This is a genomic window from Micromonospora marincola, from assembly GCF_056150385.1.
The window spans coordinates 157,978-174,202 of sequence record NZ_JAXCFT010000008.1 but is presented as its reverse complement, the minus strand read 5'-3'; the positions used below and the strand labels follow the sequence as shown (position 1 = coordinate 174,202).

Here is a 16,225-nt window from a genome sequence, read left to right as displayed (position 1 = left end):
CTCCGGTGTCGTGGGTTGTCATCGGTTGCCCTTGGTCCGCCCGCCGGTGCCCTGCCAACGGCCCTGCCAGCGGGAGTAGGCGAGGCAGAGACCGACGACCAGCGCGGTGACGGCGGTCAGGACGACGGACAGCGAGGCGAGTTCCGCGTAGGAGCCGTTCTCGAAGATCTGCAGGATGCGGAAACCGACCACCATGTTCGTGGTGCCGGCGAGCACCGCCGTGGCGGTGAGGTCGCCGACCATCCGGGCGAACAGGAAGGCCCAGCCGGCGACCAGGCCGGGCACCATCAGCGGCAGGTACACCCGGCGGAAGGTCTTTCCGCCGCCGGCACCGCTGATCTGGGAGGCTTCCGCGAGGTCACCCCCGACCTGGCTGGCCGCCGAGTCGGCGGCGACCGAGCCCTGCGGCAGGTAGATGCTGATGTACGCGAGCAGCAGGATCATCGTGGTGCCGCCGAGGAAGAACGGCGGGCCGCCGAACGCGAGGATCATCCCGACCGCGATCACCAGGTGCGAGAAGACCGAGGGCAGTTTGATCGCGCCGTCCAGCGCCCGTACCGCCCGCCGCTTGGACCGGACCACGAGCAGGGCGACCAGCGCGGCGGCGACCATGCCGATGGTCGCTCCGGCGATGCCGAGCCAGAGGCTGTTCTGCACGGCGGTCAGCGTCTGTCCGTCCTCGAAGACCGACTCGCGGACCGAGTCGAGACTCAGCCCGGTCCAGTTGATCTTCGGGGTCCAGAAGCCGTTCAGCGAGACCAGCAGCAGTCCGATCGCCGGCAGCACCACGGCGAGCGCGCCGTAGCCGAGGATGAGCAGTCGGGCCGGCCACTTCCAGCCGCCCAGCTCCTGCCGGGTGAAACGCTGCCCCTTACCGCCGAGGGTGGCGTGCCGGCCGCTGCGCAGCATCCGCGACTGGAGGTACCACATCACGCCGACGAACAGCAGCACGATGAAGCTCAGCCCGACGGCGGTCGCGGTCTCCGGCGGGTACGTGAACGACAGCAGGTCCACGATCCGTACCGAGATCACGTCGATGCCCGCGCCCGAGCCGATGATCACCGGCACCGAGTAGAGCGAGAAGCCCTGCCAGCACATCAGCAGGATCGCCCCGCCGATGCTGGGCCGGATCGCGGGAAGGGTGACCCTCCACAGCGTCTTCAGTCGACCGGCCCCGCTGATCCGGGACTGCTCGTCGAGACTCGCGTCGGCGTTGCGCAGCCCGGTGGTGACCAGCATGAACACGTACGGGACCTGGTAGAGCGTGTAGACGAAGATCAGGCCGGGCCAGGAGAAGATGTCGAACGGGCCCTCGGTCAGCTGGATGCCGACCCCGCCGAGCACCCAGCGGATGAACGCGTTGAGCAGACCCGCGTTGGTGGAGAGCAGCAGCACCCAGCCGACCGCGCCGGCGATCGGCGGCAGCAGGAACGGGATCATCGGCATCGAGTCGGTCAGCCCGGCCACCCGGGCGTCGGTCCGCTCGTTGAGCCAGGCCAGGATCGACCCGACGACCAGCGCGACCACGCCGCTCACCACGACCGCGACCAGGGTGTTGACGATCAGCGTCACCAGATCGGGGATGGCCAGGACGTCCCGGATCGGCTCCACGGTGAGCCGACCGTCGACGTAGACCAGCCCGACCGCGACCCGCAGGATCGGGTAGGTGGCGAGGACCGCGAGCACCGTCGCCACCGTGACCGCGATCGTGGTGAACGGGGTGATCCGGCGGCGGGCCGCCTGGGCCGGCGCGGAGCTCTCCGGCTCGGCGTCCGGCCCGGGCGGAGCGAGCATCACCATCGGCGCGCTCCCATCAGCTCAGCCCGAGGTTGGCGATGACCTGCGCCTGCTTGGTCTTGGCGCCGGCCAGGTCGGGCGAGACGTACTCGGTCGGCAGGTTGGTGGTGTCGTACGGGGAGACCGCGCCGGCCGCGTCGGCGAGGACCTTGCTGCCCTCGGCGGAGAGCGCGTACTGGATGAGCAGCCGGGCCGCGTTCGGGTGTCTGCTGTTGGCCGCCACCCCGGGGACGACCTCCGCGCCGCTGGTCAGCGGCGGGGCGACGAACTCGATCGGCGCGCCCTTGGCCTTCGGGTCCACGATGTGCGAGGCGAGACCCATCACGCAGAACGCCGCCTCGCCGGCGGCCACCGCCGCCGCGGCCGGCACCCCGCTGGCGTACTTCTTGAGGTCCTGGGCGGCGAAGCGCTGGAGGAAGTCGGGTCCGCTGGCCTCCGCCACCACCAGCCACTCCCCGATGTACGACGCGGACGACGCCGGGTCGGGAATGGCGATCCGGCCCTTCCACTTCGGGTCGAGCAGGTCCTCCCAGGTCTTCGGGGCCTCGGTGGCCGGCACCAGGTCGGTGTTGTAGGCGATCCCGGCCGGTTGGATGATCGAGATGGCGGTGCCCTCGTCGGGCAGCACGAACCGCTCGTCCAGTTTGCCGGGGAAGTCGGGCAGCCCCGCGTCGGCCAGCGGCACCAGCCAGCCGCTCTCGATCGCGTCAGCGGTGAAGCCGGTGCGCGAGATCAGCAGCGCGTCGGCGGCCGGCGCCCCGGCCTGCGCCTCGGCGGCGAACCGCTGGGCGAGCTGGGCGCTGGTCAGCCGGACGACCTGCACCTCGACGTCGTACCTGTCGGTGAAGGACTTGGCGAAAGCGGCGGTGGCGTCCTCCTCCACGGAGCTGTAGAGGGTGACGGTGCCCTCTTCCTTGGCGGCGCTCTCCAGTCCGTCGGGGGCGGCGACCTCAGCGGCCTCACCACCTCGGTCGCCGCATCCGGTGATCGCGAGCAGGACGACGGCGGCAGCCGCCAGATATCTACGACGAGGGTGTGGCATCAGCGTGGACCTCTCTATCGGTGGTGGCGGTGGGTGACGGGGAGCGGGCGGCGGCGAGCGCCACGGCGACGTCGATCAGGAGGTCCTCCTGACCACCCACGTACCGGCGTCGACCGGCCTCGCGGAGGATCTCGTGGCTGGGCACGCCGTACCGCCGGGCGGCCCGTTCGGCGTGCAGCAGGAAACTGGAGTAGACGCCGGCGTAGCCCATGACGATCGAGGCCCGGTCCATCACCGGCTCCCGGTCGACGTACCGCAGGACCACGTCCTCGGCGGCGTCCAGGATCGCGCCCAGGTCGACCCCGGTGACGATGTCCAGCCGGTCGAAGACGGCGGTGAGCACCTCGGTCGGTGAGTTGCCGGCGCCCGCGCCGAGAGCCCGGGTCGCGCCGTCGATCTGCCGGGCGCCGGCCCGGACGGCGGCCACCGAGTTGGCCACCCCCATGGCCAGGTTGTTGTGCCCGTGGAAGCCGACCTGGGCGTGGTCGCCCAGCTCGGCGTGCAGGGCGGCGACCCGGGCGGCGGCGTCGTCGGGGAGCAGCGCGCCGGCGGAGTCGACGACGTAGACGCACTGAGCGCCGGCGTCCGCCATGATCCTGGCCTGCCGGGCGAGCTGCTCCGGCCCGATCATGTGCGACATCATCAGGAAGCCGACCGTCTCGGCCCCCAGCGAGCGGGCCAGCCCGAGATGCTGGGCGGCGATGTCCGCCTCGGTGCAGTGGGTGGCCACCCGGACCAGGTCGACCCCGTGGTCGACGGCGGCGCGCAGTTCGTCGGCGGTGCCCAACCCGGGCAGCAGCAGCGCGGCGATCGTGGCCGGCCCGGCCTCGGCGACGGCGACGTCGATCAGGTCGAGTTCCGGGGTGGCGGAGAAGCCGTAGTTGAACGAGGACCCGGACAGACCGTCGCCGTGGGTGACCTCGATGACCGGCACGTGCGCCGCGCGCAGCGCCCGGACCGTCGCCCGGACGTGTGCGGGCCGGAACTGGTGGCGCATGGCGTGGCTGCCGTCGCGCAGCGTGGTGTCGGTGATCCGGATCCGGGTGCCGCTCACCACGCCACCTCCGCCCGCGCGGCGGCGATCCGCTCACCGACCCGGGTGGCGGCGGCGGTCATGATGTCGAGGTTTCCCGCGTACGGCGGCAGGTGGTCGCCGCGTCCCTCGACCTCCAGCAGGACGGTCACCCGCGCCTGCCCCTGCCAGTCGGGGCGCGGGTCATCGAACTGCGGCTCGGCGACCAGGCGGTAGCCCGGCACGTAGCCGGCGACCCGGTCCACCATCGACCGGATCGACCCGGTCACCCGGTCCCGGTCGGCGTCCGGGTCGATCGCGCAGAACACCGTGTCCCGCATGATCATCGGCGGGCTCACCGGGTTGAGGACGATGATCGCCTTACCGGCGGCCGCACCGCCGATGGTCTCGACGCCCCGGGCGGTGGTGACCGTGAACTCGTCGATGTTGGCCCGGGTGCCGGGTCCGGCCGAGCGGGACGCGATGGACGCGACGATCTCCGCGTAACTGACCGGGGTGACCGCCGAGACGGCGGCGACGATCGGAATGGTGGCCTGCCCGCCGCAGGTGATCATGTTGACGTTCGGGGCATTCAGATGCTGGTCGAGGTTGACCGAGGGGACGACGAACGGGCCCACCGCCGCCGGGGTGAGGTCCACCGCCGGGATGCCCGCCTCGGCGTACCGGGCGTGGTGGGCCAGGTGCGCCGCCGCCGACGTCGCCTCGAAGACCAGGTCCGGCAGCGGATAATGGCGCAGCAGCCAGTCCACCCCCTCGGCGGAGGCCGGCACGCCCGCCCGGCGGGCCCGGGCCAGCCCCTCGGAGGCCGGGTCCACGCCGACCATGGCGACCAGTTCCAGCCCGGCGGACCGCTGGATCTTGACCATGAGGTCGGTGCCGATGTTCCCCGACCCGACGATGGCGACGGCGAGGCTCATAGGACCAGATCCCCGTTACCGGTCACGGCCTCGTTCCCGTCGCCGGTCGTGGCCCGGTTCCCGTCGTCGAGGTTGCCCGGGATCTGGAAGGGCTCCGCCATGGCCGGGCGCATCCGCTCGTCGACCCAGGTCCGGCCATAGAGGATCTCCAGCGGCAGATCCTCGTCCTGGACGTCCTGCTTCTGCTGCTCCTCCATCCGCAGGCGGGCCTCGGCCGCCTCCGCCACCTGCTCGGCGACGCCGCGTGGGACCACCACCACGCCGTCCTCGTCGCCGACGATCACGTCGCCCGGGCTGACCACGACACCGCCGCAGGTCACCGGCACGTTGACCGAGCCGACCGAGTGCTTCACCGCCGACCGGGGCACGATGCCGACGCAGAACACCGGGAACGGGATCGCCATGATCCCGGACCGGTCCCGGACGCTGCCGTCGATCACCGCGCCGACGAACCCGACCCGGTGCGCGAAGAGCGACATGTTCCGGCCCAGCACGGTGGCGTCGTAGGTCCCGCCGGTGTCCACCACCAGCACGTCACCGGGCTCGCCGAGCTGCAGCGCCTTGTGCACCATCAGGTTGTCGCCCTCCGGGCAGTGCGCCGTGACGGCGGTGCCGACGAGCTTGCTGTCGAGGTCGAGCGGTCGCATCCGATGTGACATCGCTCCGTGACGACCCATCGCGTCGGAAAGCGTGGCCGTGTCGATCCGCCCGAGTCGGTCGCGCACGCTGGGTGACACTCGTTCCGGTACGCGGTTGATGCTCTTGAACATTCACTCCCCCTCAGGGCCTGCTTCCGGCCGCGGCGCCTGACCGGGACTATGGGCCTGAACTGGGTTCGAGGTACACGACGATGTATCGGATTACGAGATGCCTGTAGTAAATTCCGCGTTACCCGCGTCACCTCCTTCCCCAAGCCAACCACCCTCCGTAGTCGGCTCCCCCCTGAAGGAAGAGGTACGAGATGAGCACCGATCCGTCACTGACCGTGCTGAAGGCGTTCCGTGTCCTCGACCTGTTCCGGACCCACCGTCAGGTCGGAGTCAGCCAGTGCGCGGAGCTGCTCGGCCTGACCAGGGCGAACGCGCACCGACTCCTGGTCAGCCTCACCGCCGCCGGGGCGGTCGAACGGACCGACAGCGGGCAGTACCGGCTCTCGATCTGGATGTTCGAGGTGGGCGCCCAGGTGCCGCTACTGCGCGCGCTCACCGAGCAGGCACAGGTGCCGATGGAACGGCTCGTAGCGGAGACCGGTTTCCAGGCCCATCTCGCAGTACGTGACGGCATCGAGCTGATCTACCTGTTGAAGATCAGTCACGTTGACGGGCGGGTCCGGACCCGCCCCGGCACCCGCAACCCGCTCTACGCCACCAGCCTCGGCAAGGTCCTCCTGGCCGGTGCGCCCGAGTCGTTGATCGAAGAGGTCATCGCGCAGGGGCTGAAGCCGCTGACCAGGTACACCCGTACCTCACCGGCGCTGCTGCGCGCCGAGCTTGCCGACGTGCGCCGCACCGGCTTCGCGTACGACCGGGAGGAGCGGCAGATCGGGGTCTCCTGCGTCGCCACCGGCCTGCACGACCACACCGGACGGGTGATCGCGGCGATCTCCGTCCCGTCCAATTCGGAACACCGCGACCTCGACCAGGGGCGGTTGCAGGCGCCGCTGCGCAAGGCGGCGCAGACCATCGAGGCCCGACTCGACCGCCGCACCGCCAACCTCCCCTGACCGGGCGGCCCCGCCCGGCCCACAGGCGTGTCCCCGGCTGGCTGCGCGGTGTGGTCGGCGAGGCGGCGGCGATAGCCGGCGCAGGCCGTGGTCAAGCGTGCTTGACCACCAGTACGCGAAACACCTGGATTGCTGCCGGTTCCTTCCCGAGCCGCTGACCCGTCGGTGCCCAACCTCTGGCCTGCTGGTGCCACCCGGTCGACACGCCGGGCAGCCGCCCGTGACGCGCCGTGTCGGGCCGGGCGCGTGTCGCGTCGGGCTTGACAGGAGCAACAGTGCCGGCGAGGCTGTCTAACAGTCCTATTGTAGTAGGACAACAGGAGGGATCATCGCGAGTGATCGAATTCGTACTGGACAGCCGGTCGAAGGTGAATACCTACATGCAGCTCGTGCAGCAGGTGAAACAGGCTCTGCGGGTCGGCCTGCTGACGCCGGGCGACCAGTTGCCGAAAGTCCGGGACGTCGCGCAATCCCTGGCGATCAACCCGAACACGGTGCTGAAGGCGTACCGGGAACTGGAGATCGAGGGTCTGGTCGGCGGTCGCCCCGGAGTGGGCACGTTCGTCCAGCGCACCCTGGCCGGCGCGTCGCTGCCCAACCAGGCCGAGCTACGCGACGACCTGGTTGCCTGGCTGCACCGGGCGCAGGCTGCCGGCCTCACCGCCGAGGACGTCGTCGCCCTGGTGGAGACCACGCTGCGCGCCACCCTCCCCGAAGACACCCCGCAGAAGGAACCTGCGTGAGCGGAACGAGAGGACAGAGAATGGACCATGTCTTGGAGGCGGACCGGCTGGGCAAGCGGTACGGCCGGGCCTGGGCGTTGCGGGACTGCTCGCTGCGCCTGCCGGCCGGCCGGATCGCCGCGTTGGTCGGGCCCAACGGCGCGGGCAAGAGCACACTGTTACACCTGGCCGTCGGGCTACTCAAGCCCGACGCGGGCACGGTACGGGTGTTCGGTCGATCGCCGTACGGCGACACGGACGGCCTCGCCGACATCGGCTTCGTCGCCCAGGACACCCCGCTCTACCGGGACTTCACGGCGTCCGAGCTGGTCGTCGCCGGCGGCAAGCTGAACAAGCGGTGGGACGCGCACCTGGCCCGCACCCGGTTGGCGCAGCTCGGCATTCCACCGGACCGACCCGTGGGCAAGCTCTCCGGCGGGCAACGGGCCCAGGTGGCGCTGGCCCTGGCGCTGGCCAAACAGCCCCGGCTGCTGCTGCTCGACGAGCCGGTCGCCAGCCTCGACCCGCTGGCCCGGCGTGAGTTTCTCCAGTCCCTGATGGGCAGCGTCGCGGATTCCGGGACCACCGTCCTGCTCTCCTCGCACCTGCTGGCCGACCTGGAACGCGTCTGCGACTACCTGATCGTGTTGAACGCCGCCAAGGTACAGCTCACCGGCGCGGTCGACGACCTGGTCAGCGGGCACCGCCAACTGGTCGGCCCACGGCACGACGGCGGCCCGATCGGGGGCGTCGCCGCCGTCGTCCGGGCCAGCCACACCGACCGGCAGTCGACACTGCTGGTCCGCACCGACGGGCCGGTCACCGATCCGGCCTGGACGATCCGCGAGGTGAGCCTGGAGGACGTCGTCCTGGCCTACCTGGCCGAGGGCACCCCGCAGACCAGTCACAGCGAGTGGGGGGTGGCAGCATGATCTGGTTGACCTGGCGACAACACCGCAAGCAGGCCCTTTTCACAGTGCTGGCATTCGCCGTGCTCGCGGCCGTGCTGGTGCCGATCGGCCTGTCGATGCGGAACACCTTCGCCGACCTCGGGCTGGCGGACTGCGTAGGCCAGCTTGCCCGTGCCGACGTGGCCGCGTCGACCCGCGAGGCATGTGACGCGGGCTTCCACCGCTTCAGCAACCAGTACGGCAGCCTCAATCTGCTGGCCGTCCTGCTGATCACCCTGCCGGTGCTGGTCGGCCTGTTCTGGGGCGCGCCACTGGTCGCCCGTGAGGTGGAGCAGGGCACGCACCGGTTCGTCTGGACCCAGGGCGTCGGCCGCACCCGCTGGGCGCTGACGAAGTTCGGGCTGGTCGGAGCCGCTGTGCTGCTCCTGGCGATCGGTTACGGGCTGGGCATGTCGTGGTGGGTCGCGCCGCTGACCCAGGCCGCTTACGAAGGTCGCCTCGGCATGATCGTCTTCGATCTGCAGGGCATCGTCCCGATCGGCTACACGCTTTTCGCCGTGGCGTTGGGCGTCTTCGCCGGCACCGTCTGGAAGCGGATGCTGCCCGCCATGGGCATCACCCTCGCCGGGTTCATCGGCGTACGAGCGGCGGTGGCGCTCCTGGGCCGGCCGCACTACCAGCCCGCCCGTACCCAGACCTTCCCGATCGAGAGGGAGGGACCCCCGGAGATCAGCCGGGGGGACTGGATCCTCGCCCAGGGCGTCCGCAACCCGGACGGGACGATGATCGCGGAGGACACCCGCATCCAGTGCCCGCCGGGCGGCAAGGGCCCGGACGGTCGGGTCTGTGGCGCCGAGCTGGGCCTCCAACCGGGCGCGTACAACTGGCAGCTGTACCAGCCGGCGGACCGGTTCTGGCTGTTCCAGGGCATCGAGACGGGCATCTTCGTCGCCCTCGCCCTGCTGCTGCTCTACCTGGCTGTGCGCCGGGTCCGCCGGATCGCGTAGGCGGGGACCTCGGATCGTGGACAGCGACGGGTGCTCGTCGGGGCGCGGGGGCCTCGGCGATCACCTGTCAGCCACACCCTCCGGGGTCAGCGAGAGCCAGGACGCCAGGTCGCCGTGTACGGCGCGGCTCACCTGCGGGGTGAAGGGCACGTCTTCTTGGACGGCGTGCACGGTGAATGTGCCGCGCCGGCGGTCGGCCGTGGCGTCCACCTTTCCGACCAGCCGTGTCGCCACCTCGGCCAGCGCTGCCAGGGTGCGAAGTCGGACCGCTCACTCACGCTGACCGCACGGCGCCACTGGTGAGAACGACACTCAGGTAGTCGGCGTGAGCGCCGCCCCACCAGGTGACGGCAGGTCAGCCAACGGCCAGCCGGAGGCCGAGTGCGATGAACGCGACCGCGCAGAGCCGGTTGATCCGCCGCGACCACCGCCGGTCGGCCAACCGGCGGGCGAGCCGGCCGGCGCCCGCGCCGAGGGTGACGTCCACGGCGAGCTGCACGGTGACGAACAGGGCGCCGAGCAGGACGAGCTGCGCCGTGGCGTCACCGGCGGCCGGGTCGACGAACTGCGGCAGGAACGCCACGCTGAACAGGATCATCTTGGGGTTGAGCAGGTTCGTCACCAGGCCGCGCAGAAACGCCCGACGGGGCGACGCGCCACGGTCCGGACCGGTGACGGCCACCGGATCGCGGTGGCGCGCGGCCCGGACACCCAACACGATCAGGTACGCGGCGCCGGCCCATCGGATCGCCGTGAACAACGTCGGCGACGCGCTGACCACGGTGGCCAGTCCCCCGACCACCGCCGCGACGTGCACGGCCTCCCCCGCGGCGACGCCCAGCGCGGCGACGACGCCCGACCGGGCGCCGTAGCCTGTGGCGTTGGCCAGCACGAACATCATGTCCGGACCGGGGGTGACCATGAGGACGGCGATCGCGGCGAGGTAGCCGGCGAGGGTCGCCACGGACAGTCCGAGCATCGCTCAGCCCTCCCCGGCGCCGTCGAGCAACGCCCGCCGTAGCGACAGCCGGTGCTCCCGCCGGATCCGCGCCTCCCGGTAGCGCCGCCGGTCACCGTCGGTCTCCGGCAACAGCGGCGGAACGGCGCGGGGGTCGCCGTGGTCGTCGACGGCCACCATCACCAGGTGCGCCGTCGCCACGTCGACCGGCGGCACCGCCCGGTCCCACCGGTCCGCGCTGACCTTCACCGCCACCTCCATCGAGCTGCGGCCGGCCCAGGTGATCCGGGCGTCGACGTGGACCACGTCGCCCACCCGGACCGCGCGCAGGAACGCGGTCTCGTCGATGGCGGCGGTGACCGCCGGGCCATCGGAGTGGCGCGCGGCGACCACCCCGGCGACCGAGTCGATCAGGTTGAGGATCCGGCCGCCGTGCACCGTACCCATCAGGTTGGTGTGGTGCTGGTCCATGATCTGCGACAGGGTCAGGTGCGACGCCGACGGTGGTCGGCCGGCGAGCGTGATGGTGTCGGGCACTGTGCGGGTCCGTCCTCGATGCAGCGGACCGCCGACCGGAGGGCGCGCGTCGAGGACACGCCGACGGATCGCGTACGACGTGTCACCCGCCCGGCCCACCCGCGAGGTCGACGGCAGCGCGCACCGGTGGTGCGCGCGGCGCGGGCAGGTCTTCGGACTCGCGGGCATGACCGGTCTCGGTCACCTACTTGCCGTCGCTTCCCAGGCCGGTGGCCCAGTGCTTCGTTGACGGCGGTCGTTCCCACTCACCGCTGCGGGGCAGTCCCGGACTTCCACCGGGTTCCCTCTTACGACACCCGGCCGTCGCCGACCGGATGAACCAGCGCTGCCGCCATCGTAGCCAGTCGTCCGAACGCGGCCCGTGTGGCAGGTCGGGGCGGGTGACGCCAGTCTCGTCGCGTCCTGATCGGTGCCGTCGAGGTGTCCCGCGACTCGGACACGCCGCCCACCCTCCGCACCGTCGGCGTACGATCATGCGCGGTGCTGGTTCGCCTTCCCGCCTCGGCGGGTGGGCGTCGTAAGAGGGAACCCGGTGCGAGACCGGGACTGCCCCGCAGCGGTGAGTGGGAACGACCGCCGTCATCGAAGCACTGGACCGCAGGGTCCGGGAAGCGACGGCCAGTAGGCGACCTCGTGTCATGCCCGCGAGTCCGAAGACCTGCCAGCGCCGCGTGCACCGTCCGGTGCGCGCCGTCGGCGGCCTCTCGGGAGGGCCAGGGCGGAAAGCCGGTACGCCCGTCGTATCCGCTTCTCCCTCCCGAGAGGTCGCCAGGCACCTCGAGGGAAGGACCACCCGTGACAACCTCATTCGGCCAGAGCACCGTGCTCGGCTACCCGCGCATCGGCGCGCGCCGCGAGCTGAAGAAGGCGGTCGAGGCATACTGGGCCGGCACGCTCGACGCCGCCGGCCTGCACGAGACCGCCGCCGAGCTACGGGCGCAGGTGTGGCGGACGCTGCGCGACGCCCGCCTGGACGCGATCCCGTCGAACACCTTCTCCTACTACGACCAGATGCTCGACACCGCCGTCGCCCTCGGCGCCGTTCCCCACCGGTTCGCCCGCCTCGGTCTCGACGAACTCGACACCTACTTCGCGATGGCCCGCGGCGTCGACGCCGAACCGGCGCTGGAGCTGACCAAGTGGTTCGACACCAACTACCACTACCTGGTACCGGAGATCGACCCCGACACCCGCTTCGCCGCCCACCCCGCCAAGGCGCTGAGCGAGTACGCCGAGGCCCGCGCCCTCGGCATCACCACCCGCCCGGTGCTGATCGGCCCGGCCACGTTCCTGCTGCTGGCCAAGGGTGCCGACCCGTTCGCCCGGCTCGACGACCTGGTCGACACCTACGCCGGCATCCTCACCGCGCTCGCCGGGGCGGGTGTGCCGTGGGTGCAGCTCGACGAGCCCGCCTACGTCGCCGACCGCACCGCGGCCGAGATCGACGGTCTCCACCGCGCCTACCGGCGCCTCGGTGACCTGCCGAACCGGCCGCGGATCTTCGTCGCCACCTACTTCGGTGACCTCGCCGACGCCCTCCCGGCGCTGCTCGACACCCCGGTCGACGCCGTCGGGGTCGACCTCGTCGCCGGTCCGGGGAACCTCGAACGGCTGACCGGTGCCGGCCCCCTGGGCGGGAAGACGATCGTCGCCGGCCTCGTCGACGGCCGCAACATCTGGCGTACCGATCTGCGGGCCGCCGTCGCCGCCGGAGCCACCGTCGCCGCGCTGGCCGACCACGTCGCGGTGTCCACGTCCTGCTCCCTGCTGCACGTCCCGGTCGACCTGAGCGCGGAGACCCGCCTGGACCCTCGGCTGTCCGAACGGCTCGCGTTCGCCCGGCAGAAGCTCGACGAAGTCGTCCTGCTCGGGCGCGCATTGCGCGACGGCACCACCGCCGTGCCGGCACCACTGCCGGCCACACCGGCGTCCTGGCGGCGCGACGAGATCCGCGGACGCCTCGCCGCGCTGCGCCCCGAGCACCGGCGGCGCGGCGACTACTCCGACCGGGCCGCCCGCCAGCAGCGCCGCCTCGGCCTGCCCGCGCTGCCCACCACCACGATCGGCTCCTTCCCTCAGACCCCCGAGCTGCGCGCGGCACGCGCCGCCCACCGGGCCGGCACCCTCGACGACGCCGGCTACACCGCGCGGATACGCGCCGAGGTCGCCCACGTCATCCGCCTGCAGGAGAGCCTGGGCCTGGACGTCCTCGTGCACGGCGAGCCGGAACGCAACGACATGGTCCAGTACTTCGCCGAGCAGCTCGACGGGTTCGCCGCCACCGACCACGGCTGGGTGCAGTCCTACGGCACCCGCTGCGTACGCCCACCCGTCATCCACGGCGACGTCGCCCGCCGGGCGCCGATGACCGTCGCCTGGTCCACCTACGCCCAATCCCTGACCAGCAAACCGGTCAAGGGCATGCTCACCGGCCCGGTCACCATCCTCGCCTGGTCCTTCGTCCGCGACGACCAGCCGCTCGCCGACACCGCCGACCAGGTCGCCCTCGCCCTGCGCGACGAGTGCCGCGACCTGGAGACCGCCGGCATCCGCGTCATCCAGGTCGACGAACCCGCACTGCGGGAAACCCTGCCGCTACGCCGCGCCCACCAGCAGACCTACCTGGACTGGGCGGCCGGTGCGTTCCGGCTGGCCATCAGCGGCGTCGCCGACGACACGCAGATCCACACCCACCTGTGCTACTCCGAGTTCGGGGAGGTCATCGCCGCCATCGACGCCCTCGACGCCGACGTCACCAGCATCGAGGCGTCCCGCTCCAAGATGGAGATCCTCGACGACCTCGCCACCATCGGCTACCACCGAGGCATCGGACCCGGCGTCTGGGACATCCACTCTCCCCGCGTACCGCCGCACGACGAGGTCGTCGACGCGCTGCGCCGCGCCGTCGCCGCGGTCCCCGCCCAGCGGCTCTGGGTCAACCCCGACTGCGGCCTGAAGACCCGCGGCTACCCCGAGGTCGAAGCGTCCCTGCGGCACCTCGTCGCGGCGGCGGCCGAGGTACGGCAGGGCTGACGTCGTCGCCGGGTGGCCACCCGACAGCGGTCACCCGGCCCGGCCGGCGGGCGGCGTCCGGGCTCACCGCGATCCCCGTGCCCTGCCCGCACGTCCCCACGAAGCCGCGGGAACCACGATCGGGTGGCCGTCCCGACTACCGGCATGTCGGATGAGCGCCGTGCCGCGACACGGGGAAGGGCCACGCGTGGAGGTTCAGGTGAGGGGCGAAGCCCGCCACGACGCGACGGCCGGACGGGCGGGCACGCGAAGGATCTGCGGGCCACCCACCGGACACCGCGCGCCGAGGCCGGTCGAGTGAGCGCCGCCGCGGTGACATTCCGGGCCGTCACCTGCCGGTACGGCCGCAGGACCGCAGTGGACGCGGTCGATCTGGCCGTCGGCCCGGGTGAGCACGTGGCGTTGACAGGCGCCAACGGCTCCGGCAAGACGACCCTGCTGCGCGCGGCGCTCGGCCTGCACCCCCTGGCCGGCGGCGGCATCGGTGTAGACGGGTTTGCGGCGCGGCGCGGCGCGGAGTGGGCTCGACGCCGGCGGGAGGTGGCCTGGGTGCCGCAGCGCCTCACCGCGGGCCGCTTCCCGCTGCTGGTCGACGAGCTGCTCGACAGCGGCGGCGGGCCCGGGGCCGCGCGGGCCCGCCGCCGCTGACCTCGGTGTCGCGGGCTTGGGCCGCCGCCCGCTGCACAGCCTCTCCGGAGGGCAGTTGCAACGGGTGTTCCTGGCCCGTGCCCTCGGCGCGGTGGCGGCCGGCGCCCGGGTGCTGTTCACCGGCCTACTGCGCTGCCGACCATGCGGCCGAAAAATGGAGTCCCACTGGATCAACCAACGCCCCGGCTACCGATGCCGCCACGGCCGCACCAGCCCCCCACCAACCACCGGCGCGAGATCCTCTACCTCAGGGAAGACCACATCATCGCAAGACTCGCGGATCATGTGGGTTATGTGCCGGCACCAGGCGTCGTACCGATACACCTGGTAGTGATCCGGTCCGACCTCGGTCTTGGCGGTCTGGAAGCACTCCTCGATCGCCCACCGGGTCCCGGCGATGCGGATCAGGTCCTCGTCGGGCGTCCCGGCCGGGCCGAAGCACAGATAGTAGGCCAGGTCCGTGGGATCGGTGATGCCGCATCGGTGAGCGAGTTGGGTCGTTTCCGCGGCCGGCCGACGCCGCCCGGGTCGGGACACACGGATCTGGTCCTGGCATCCATCGTCAACATCCTGGCATCCGTGGTCAATGTCATTGCATTGACGATATCGCTTTCTTACTGAACTGTAGATGGAGGACGTTGACCCCAACATGGGAGGCATCACATGCTCAAACATTCCCGCACAATAGGTCGAACTGCGGCAGTCGGCGCCGGCGCGGAGCCAAACCCTTACTCGGGGCGGAGTAACGGAGGAACAGGAGGGTCGTACGGTGCTCCCGACCCAAAAGCCATCTATGGCACCTGATACGACTGCTCCGGCGGTACCGGAACTGACAGGGTCAAGATCGATGTCGCGGTGAGCGATGCGGCCACAACTAATCGGCATTCTCAATTCGTGACCGCAGATCATTCCATTGCGGACGGAACTGCCATTCCGCAACACCCGGAATGACAGTTACCGCGACCAGTGAATCTCCATTAGGAAAATCCATACGGGGAAAGGATCTATTGCGATGAAGATCAAGATGAGGGCGGCCCTCCAGGCCGTCGTAGTTGGCGGCGCCCTGGCTCTGGCCGTCGCTACGCCCGCCCAAGCCAAGCCCTCGAACTGCCAGGGCTCGTACGAAATCAACGGGTTCAACACCTGGTCGGTCGTCTGCTTCCAGGGCACTGGGCAGTATCGCGCCAAGGCGCGCTGCTACTCGGGTGACACCAACTACCGGACGACCTACGGCACGTGGAAGAACGCCAACACTGGGTTCTCCGTCGCGTACTGCAGCGGAAGCGAAGACATCGCCAGCGGAACCTGGGAACTCAAGTAACACAAGACGCCACGAAATGGCGGGGCTCCTCATAGAGCCCCGCCGTTTCGCTCACACGGCCACCGCGATCAACGCCAAAGCGCCGAACGACACCAACACACGCCAGTCGACGAGAAGACCAACACCCCTGCCGCTACACCGAGCAGCAGATCATCGCCGTCGTCGAGGAACTCGGTGACCTCGTGGCCGCTCTGCGGAACGCCGAGCCGGAACACAAGCTTGAGGTCTACCGCAGCCTCGGCTGCACCTGTCGTACGATCCGGAAACACAAACGGTGCGGGCAAGTGTTGACCTTGCCGCGCACCGTTGGGATTCAGTTGGTGTCCGAGGATCGACACGAACCGATACCCAACGCGGATTGCGCCTTGTCGGGGCTATCCCGCTCGCCTAAAAATTACCCTACCTTGATGGGTCCCGAGCCTCCGCCCGGGACCCATCTCGGCACGAGAGCGGCCTCGGCCGCACGCGCCTCATCGAGCCGATCCCGCGCACGCTCATAGCCGAGATGAGTATGCCGAAGCCCGAGCCGCAGCGATGGCAGGCAACCCGGCCAGAAACCGTGAGGCGGGATCGTCT

The 16,225-nt window shown here is 70.8% G+C and carries 17 protein-coding genes, 1 pseudogene and 2 riboswitches; of the genes and pseudogenes, 8 read left to right on the top strand and 10 right to left on the bottom strand.

What is annotated here, in order from left to right:
- Positions 1-18: 18 nt before the first annotated feature.
- The 5 genes from SM450_RS19170 to SM450_RS19150 are packed head-to-tail and all read right to left on the bottom strand — an operon-like array spanning position 19 to position 5,559.
- Complete coding sequence (locus tag SM450_RS19170; protein ID WP_474621108.1) at positions 19-1,800, bottom strand: ABC transporter permease; 1,782 nt, start codon at positions 1,798-1,800, stop codon at positions 19-21.
- 13 nt (positions 1,801-1,813) lie between these two features.
- Positions 1,814-2,839 (bottom strand): ABC transporter substrate-binding protein, encoded by a 1,026-nt coding sequence (locus tag SM450_RS19165; RefSeq protein ID WP_474621107.1) that lies wholly within the window; start codon positions 2,837-2,839, stop codon positions 1,814-1,816.
- Positions 2,820-3,893 (bottom strand): 4-hydroxy-2-oxovalerate aldolase, encoded by a 1,074-nt coding sequence (gene dmpG / locus SM450_RS19160; RefSeq protein ID WP_474621106.1) that lies wholly within the window; start codon positions 3,891-3,893, stop codon positions 2,820-2,822. The genes SM450_RS19165 and dmpG overlap by 20 nt, the downstream gene beginning before the upstream one ends.
- Positions 3,890-4,789 carry an acetaldehyde dehydrogenase (acetylating) gene (locus SM450_RS19155; RefSeq protein WP_474621105.1) on the bottom strand — a complete coding sequence of 300 codons (900 nt, stop codon included), beginning with the start codon at positions 4,787-4,789 and terminating at the stop codon, positions 3,890-3,892. Before SM450_RS19155 ends, dmpG begins: the two co-directional genes overlap by 4 nt.
- Positions 4,786-5,559, bottom strand: a complete 774-nt coding sequence (locus SM450_RS19150) for an RraA family protein (RefSeq protein ID WP_474621104.1) — start codon at positions 5,557-5,559, stop codon at positions 4,786-4,788. The genes SM450_RS19155 and SM450_RS19150 overlap by 4 nt, the downstream gene beginning before the upstream one ends.
- 191 nt (positions 5,560-5,750) lie before the next feature.
- On the opposite strand from SM450_RS19150, the gene SM450_RS19145 reads away from it, so the two are divergent.
- The 4 genes from SM450_RS19145 to SM450_RS19130 all read left to right on the top strand — a co-directional run bounded on the left by SM450_RS19145 (position 5,751) and on the right by SM450_RS19130 (position 9,152).
- A complete protein-coding gene (locus tag SM450_RS19145) occupies positions 5,751-6,512 on the top strand; it encodes an IclR family transcriptional regulator (RefSeq protein WP_474621103.1) in 762 nt (253 codons plus the stop codon).
- Positions 6,513-6,847: 335 nt separating this feature from the next.
- Complete coding sequence (locus SM450_RS19140) at positions 6,848-7,255, top strand: GntR family transcriptional regulator (protein ID WP_474621102.1); 408 nt, start codon at positions 6,848-6,850, stop codon at positions 7,253-7,255.
- A gap of 20 nt (positions 7,256-7,275) precedes the next feature.
- Positions 7,276-8,166 (top strand): ABC transporter ATP-binding protein, encoded by an 891-nt coding sequence (locus tag SM450_RS19135; protein ID WP_474621101.1) that lies wholly within the window; start codon positions 7,276-7,278, stop codon positions 8,164-8,166.
- On the top strand, positions 8,163-9,152 hold the full coding sequence (locus SM450_RS19130; RefSeq protein ID WP_474621100.1) for an ABC transporter permease: 990 nt from the start codon (positions 8,163-8,165) through the stop codon (positions 9,150-9,152). Before SM450_RS19135 ends, SM450_RS19130 begins: the two co-directional genes overlap by 4 nt.
- A 60-nt stretch (positions 9,153-9,212) precedes the next feature.
- Here the strand turns inward: SM450_RS19130 and SM450_RS19125 are convergent, their stop codons facing one another.
- The 3 genes from SM450_RS19125 to SM450_RS19115 all read right to left on the bottom strand — a co-directional run bounded on the left by SM450_RS19125 (position 9,213) and on the right by SM450_RS19115 (position 10,647).
- On the bottom strand, positions 9,213-9,386 hold the full coding sequence (locus SM450_RS19125; RefSeq protein ID WP_474621099.1) for a hypothetical protein: 174 nt from the start codon (positions 9,384-9,386) through the stop codon (positions 9,213-9,215).
- Between the two features lie 121 nt (positions 9,387-9,507).
- A complete protein-coding gene (locus SM450_RS19120; RefSeq protein ID WP_474621098.1) occupies positions 9,508-10,131 on the bottom strand; it encodes a LysE family translocator in 624 nt (207 codons plus the stop codon).
- Positions 10,132-10,134: 3 nt separating this feature from the next.
- The gene (locus SM450_RS19115; RefSeq protein ID WP_474621159.1) at positions 10,135-10,647 is read right to left on the bottom strand and encodes an acyl-CoA thioesterase; all 513 of its coding nucleotides are present in this window, start codon (positions 10,645-10,647) and stop codon (positions 10,135-10,137) included.
- 126 nt (positions 10,648-10,773) lie between these two features.
- A riboswitch (cobalamin riboswitch) is annotated at positions 10,774-10,986 on the bottom strand.
- Positions 10,987-11,114: 128 nt separating this feature from the next.
- Positions 11,115-11,327: riboswitch (cobalamin riboswitch) on the top strand.
- 115 nt (positions 11,328-11,442) lie between these two features.
- Here SM450_RS19115 and metE point away from each other — a divergent pair.
- From metE to SM450_RS19100, 3 genes are all read left to right on the top strand, one after another.
- A complete protein-coding gene (metE, locus tag SM450_RS19110) occupies positions 11,443-13,680 on the top strand; it encodes a 5-methyltetrahydropteroyltriglutamate--homocysteine S-methyltransferase (RefSeq protein ID WP_474621097.1) in 2,238 nt (745 codons plus the stop codon).
- A gap of 297 nt (positions 13,681-13,977) precedes the next feature.
- The gene (locus tag SM450_RS19105) at positions 13,978-14,328 is read left to right on the top strand and encodes an ATP-binding cassette domain-containing protein (protein ID WP_474621096.1); all 351 of its coding nucleotides are present in this window, start codon (positions 13,978-13,980) and stop codon (positions 14,326-14,328) included.
- Positions 14,329-14,482: 154 nt separating this feature from the next.
- On the top strand, positions 14,483-14,659 hold the full coding sequence (locus SM450_RS19100) for a hypothetical protein (protein WP_474621158.1): 177 nt from the start codon (positions 14,483-14,485) through the stop codon (positions 14,657-14,659).
- Here SM450_RS19100 and SM450_RS19095 read toward each other — a convergent pair.
- Positions 14,617-14,787 (bottom strand): annotated as a pseudogene (locus tag SM450_RS19095) (IS701 family transposase); the annotation flags it as partial. The gene SM450_RS19100 and the pseudogene SM450_RS19095 sit on opposite strands and share 43 nt — an antisense overlap.
- Positions 14,788-15,340: 553 nt before the next feature.
- On the opposite strand from SM450_RS19095, the gene SM450_RS19090 reads away from it, so the two are divergent.
- The gene (locus SM450_RS19090) at positions 15,341-15,649 is read left to right on the top strand and encodes a hypothetical protein (protein ID WP_474621095.1); all 309 of its coding nucleotides are present in this window, start codon (positions 15,341-15,343) and stop codon (positions 15,647-15,649) included.
- A gap of 68 nt (positions 15,650-15,717) precedes the next feature.
- On the opposite strand, the gene SM450_RS19085 is transcribed toward SM450_RS19090, so the two are convergent.
- A complete protein-coding gene (locus SM450_RS19085) occupies positions 15,718-15,987 on the bottom strand; it encodes a hypothetical protein (protein WP_474621094.1) in 270 nt (89 codons plus the stop codon).
- Between the last annotated feature and the right edge of the window lie 238 nt (positions 15,988-16,225).

What these genes read in the sequence shown, in the direction of transcription:
- SM450_RS19170 (WP_474621108.1), bottom strand. Translation starts at nt 1,800, where the DNA reads ATGGTGATGCTCGCTCCGCCCGGGCCGGACGCCGAGCCGGAGAGCTCC.
- SM450_RS19165 (WP_474621107.1), bottom strand. Translation starts at nt 2,839, where the DNA reads ATGCCACACCCTCGTCGTAGATATCTGGCGGCTGCCGCCGTCGTCCTG.
- SM450_RS19155 (WP_474621105.1), bottom strand. Translation starts at nt 4,789, where the DNA reads ATGAGCCTCGCCGTCGCCATCGTCGGGTCGGGGAACATCGGCACCGAC.
- SM450_RS19150 (WP_474621104.1), bottom strand. Translation starts at nt 5,559, where the DNA reads ATGTTCAAGAGCATCAACCGCGTACCGGAACGAGTGTCACCCAGCGTG.
- SM450_RS19145 (WP_474621103.1), top strand. Translation starts at nt 5,751, where the DNA reads ATGAGCACCGATCCGTCACTGACCGTGCTGAAGGCGTTCCGTGTCCTC.
- SM450_RS19135 (WP_474621101.1), top strand. Translation starts at nt 7,276, where the DNA reads ATGGACCATGTCTTGGAGGCGGACCGGCTGGGCAAGCGGTACGGCCGG.
- SM450_RS19130 (WP_474621100.1), top strand. Translation starts at nt 8,163, where the DNA reads ATGATCTGGTTGACCTGGCGACAACACCGCAAGCAGGCCCTTTTCACA.
- SM450_RS19120 (WP_474621098.1), bottom strand. Translation starts at nt 10,131, where the DNA reads ATGCTCGGACTGTCCGTGGCGACCCTCGCCGGCTACCTCGCCGCGATC.
- SM450_RS19100 (WP_474621158.1), top strand. Translation starts at nt 14,483, where the DNA reads ATGGAGTCCCACTGGATCAACCAACGCCCCGGCTACCGATGCCGCCAC.
- SM450_RS19090 (WP_474621095.1), top strand. Translation starts at nt 15,341, where the DNA reads ATGAAGATCAAGATGAGGGCGGCCCTCCAGGCCGTCGTAGTTGGCGGC.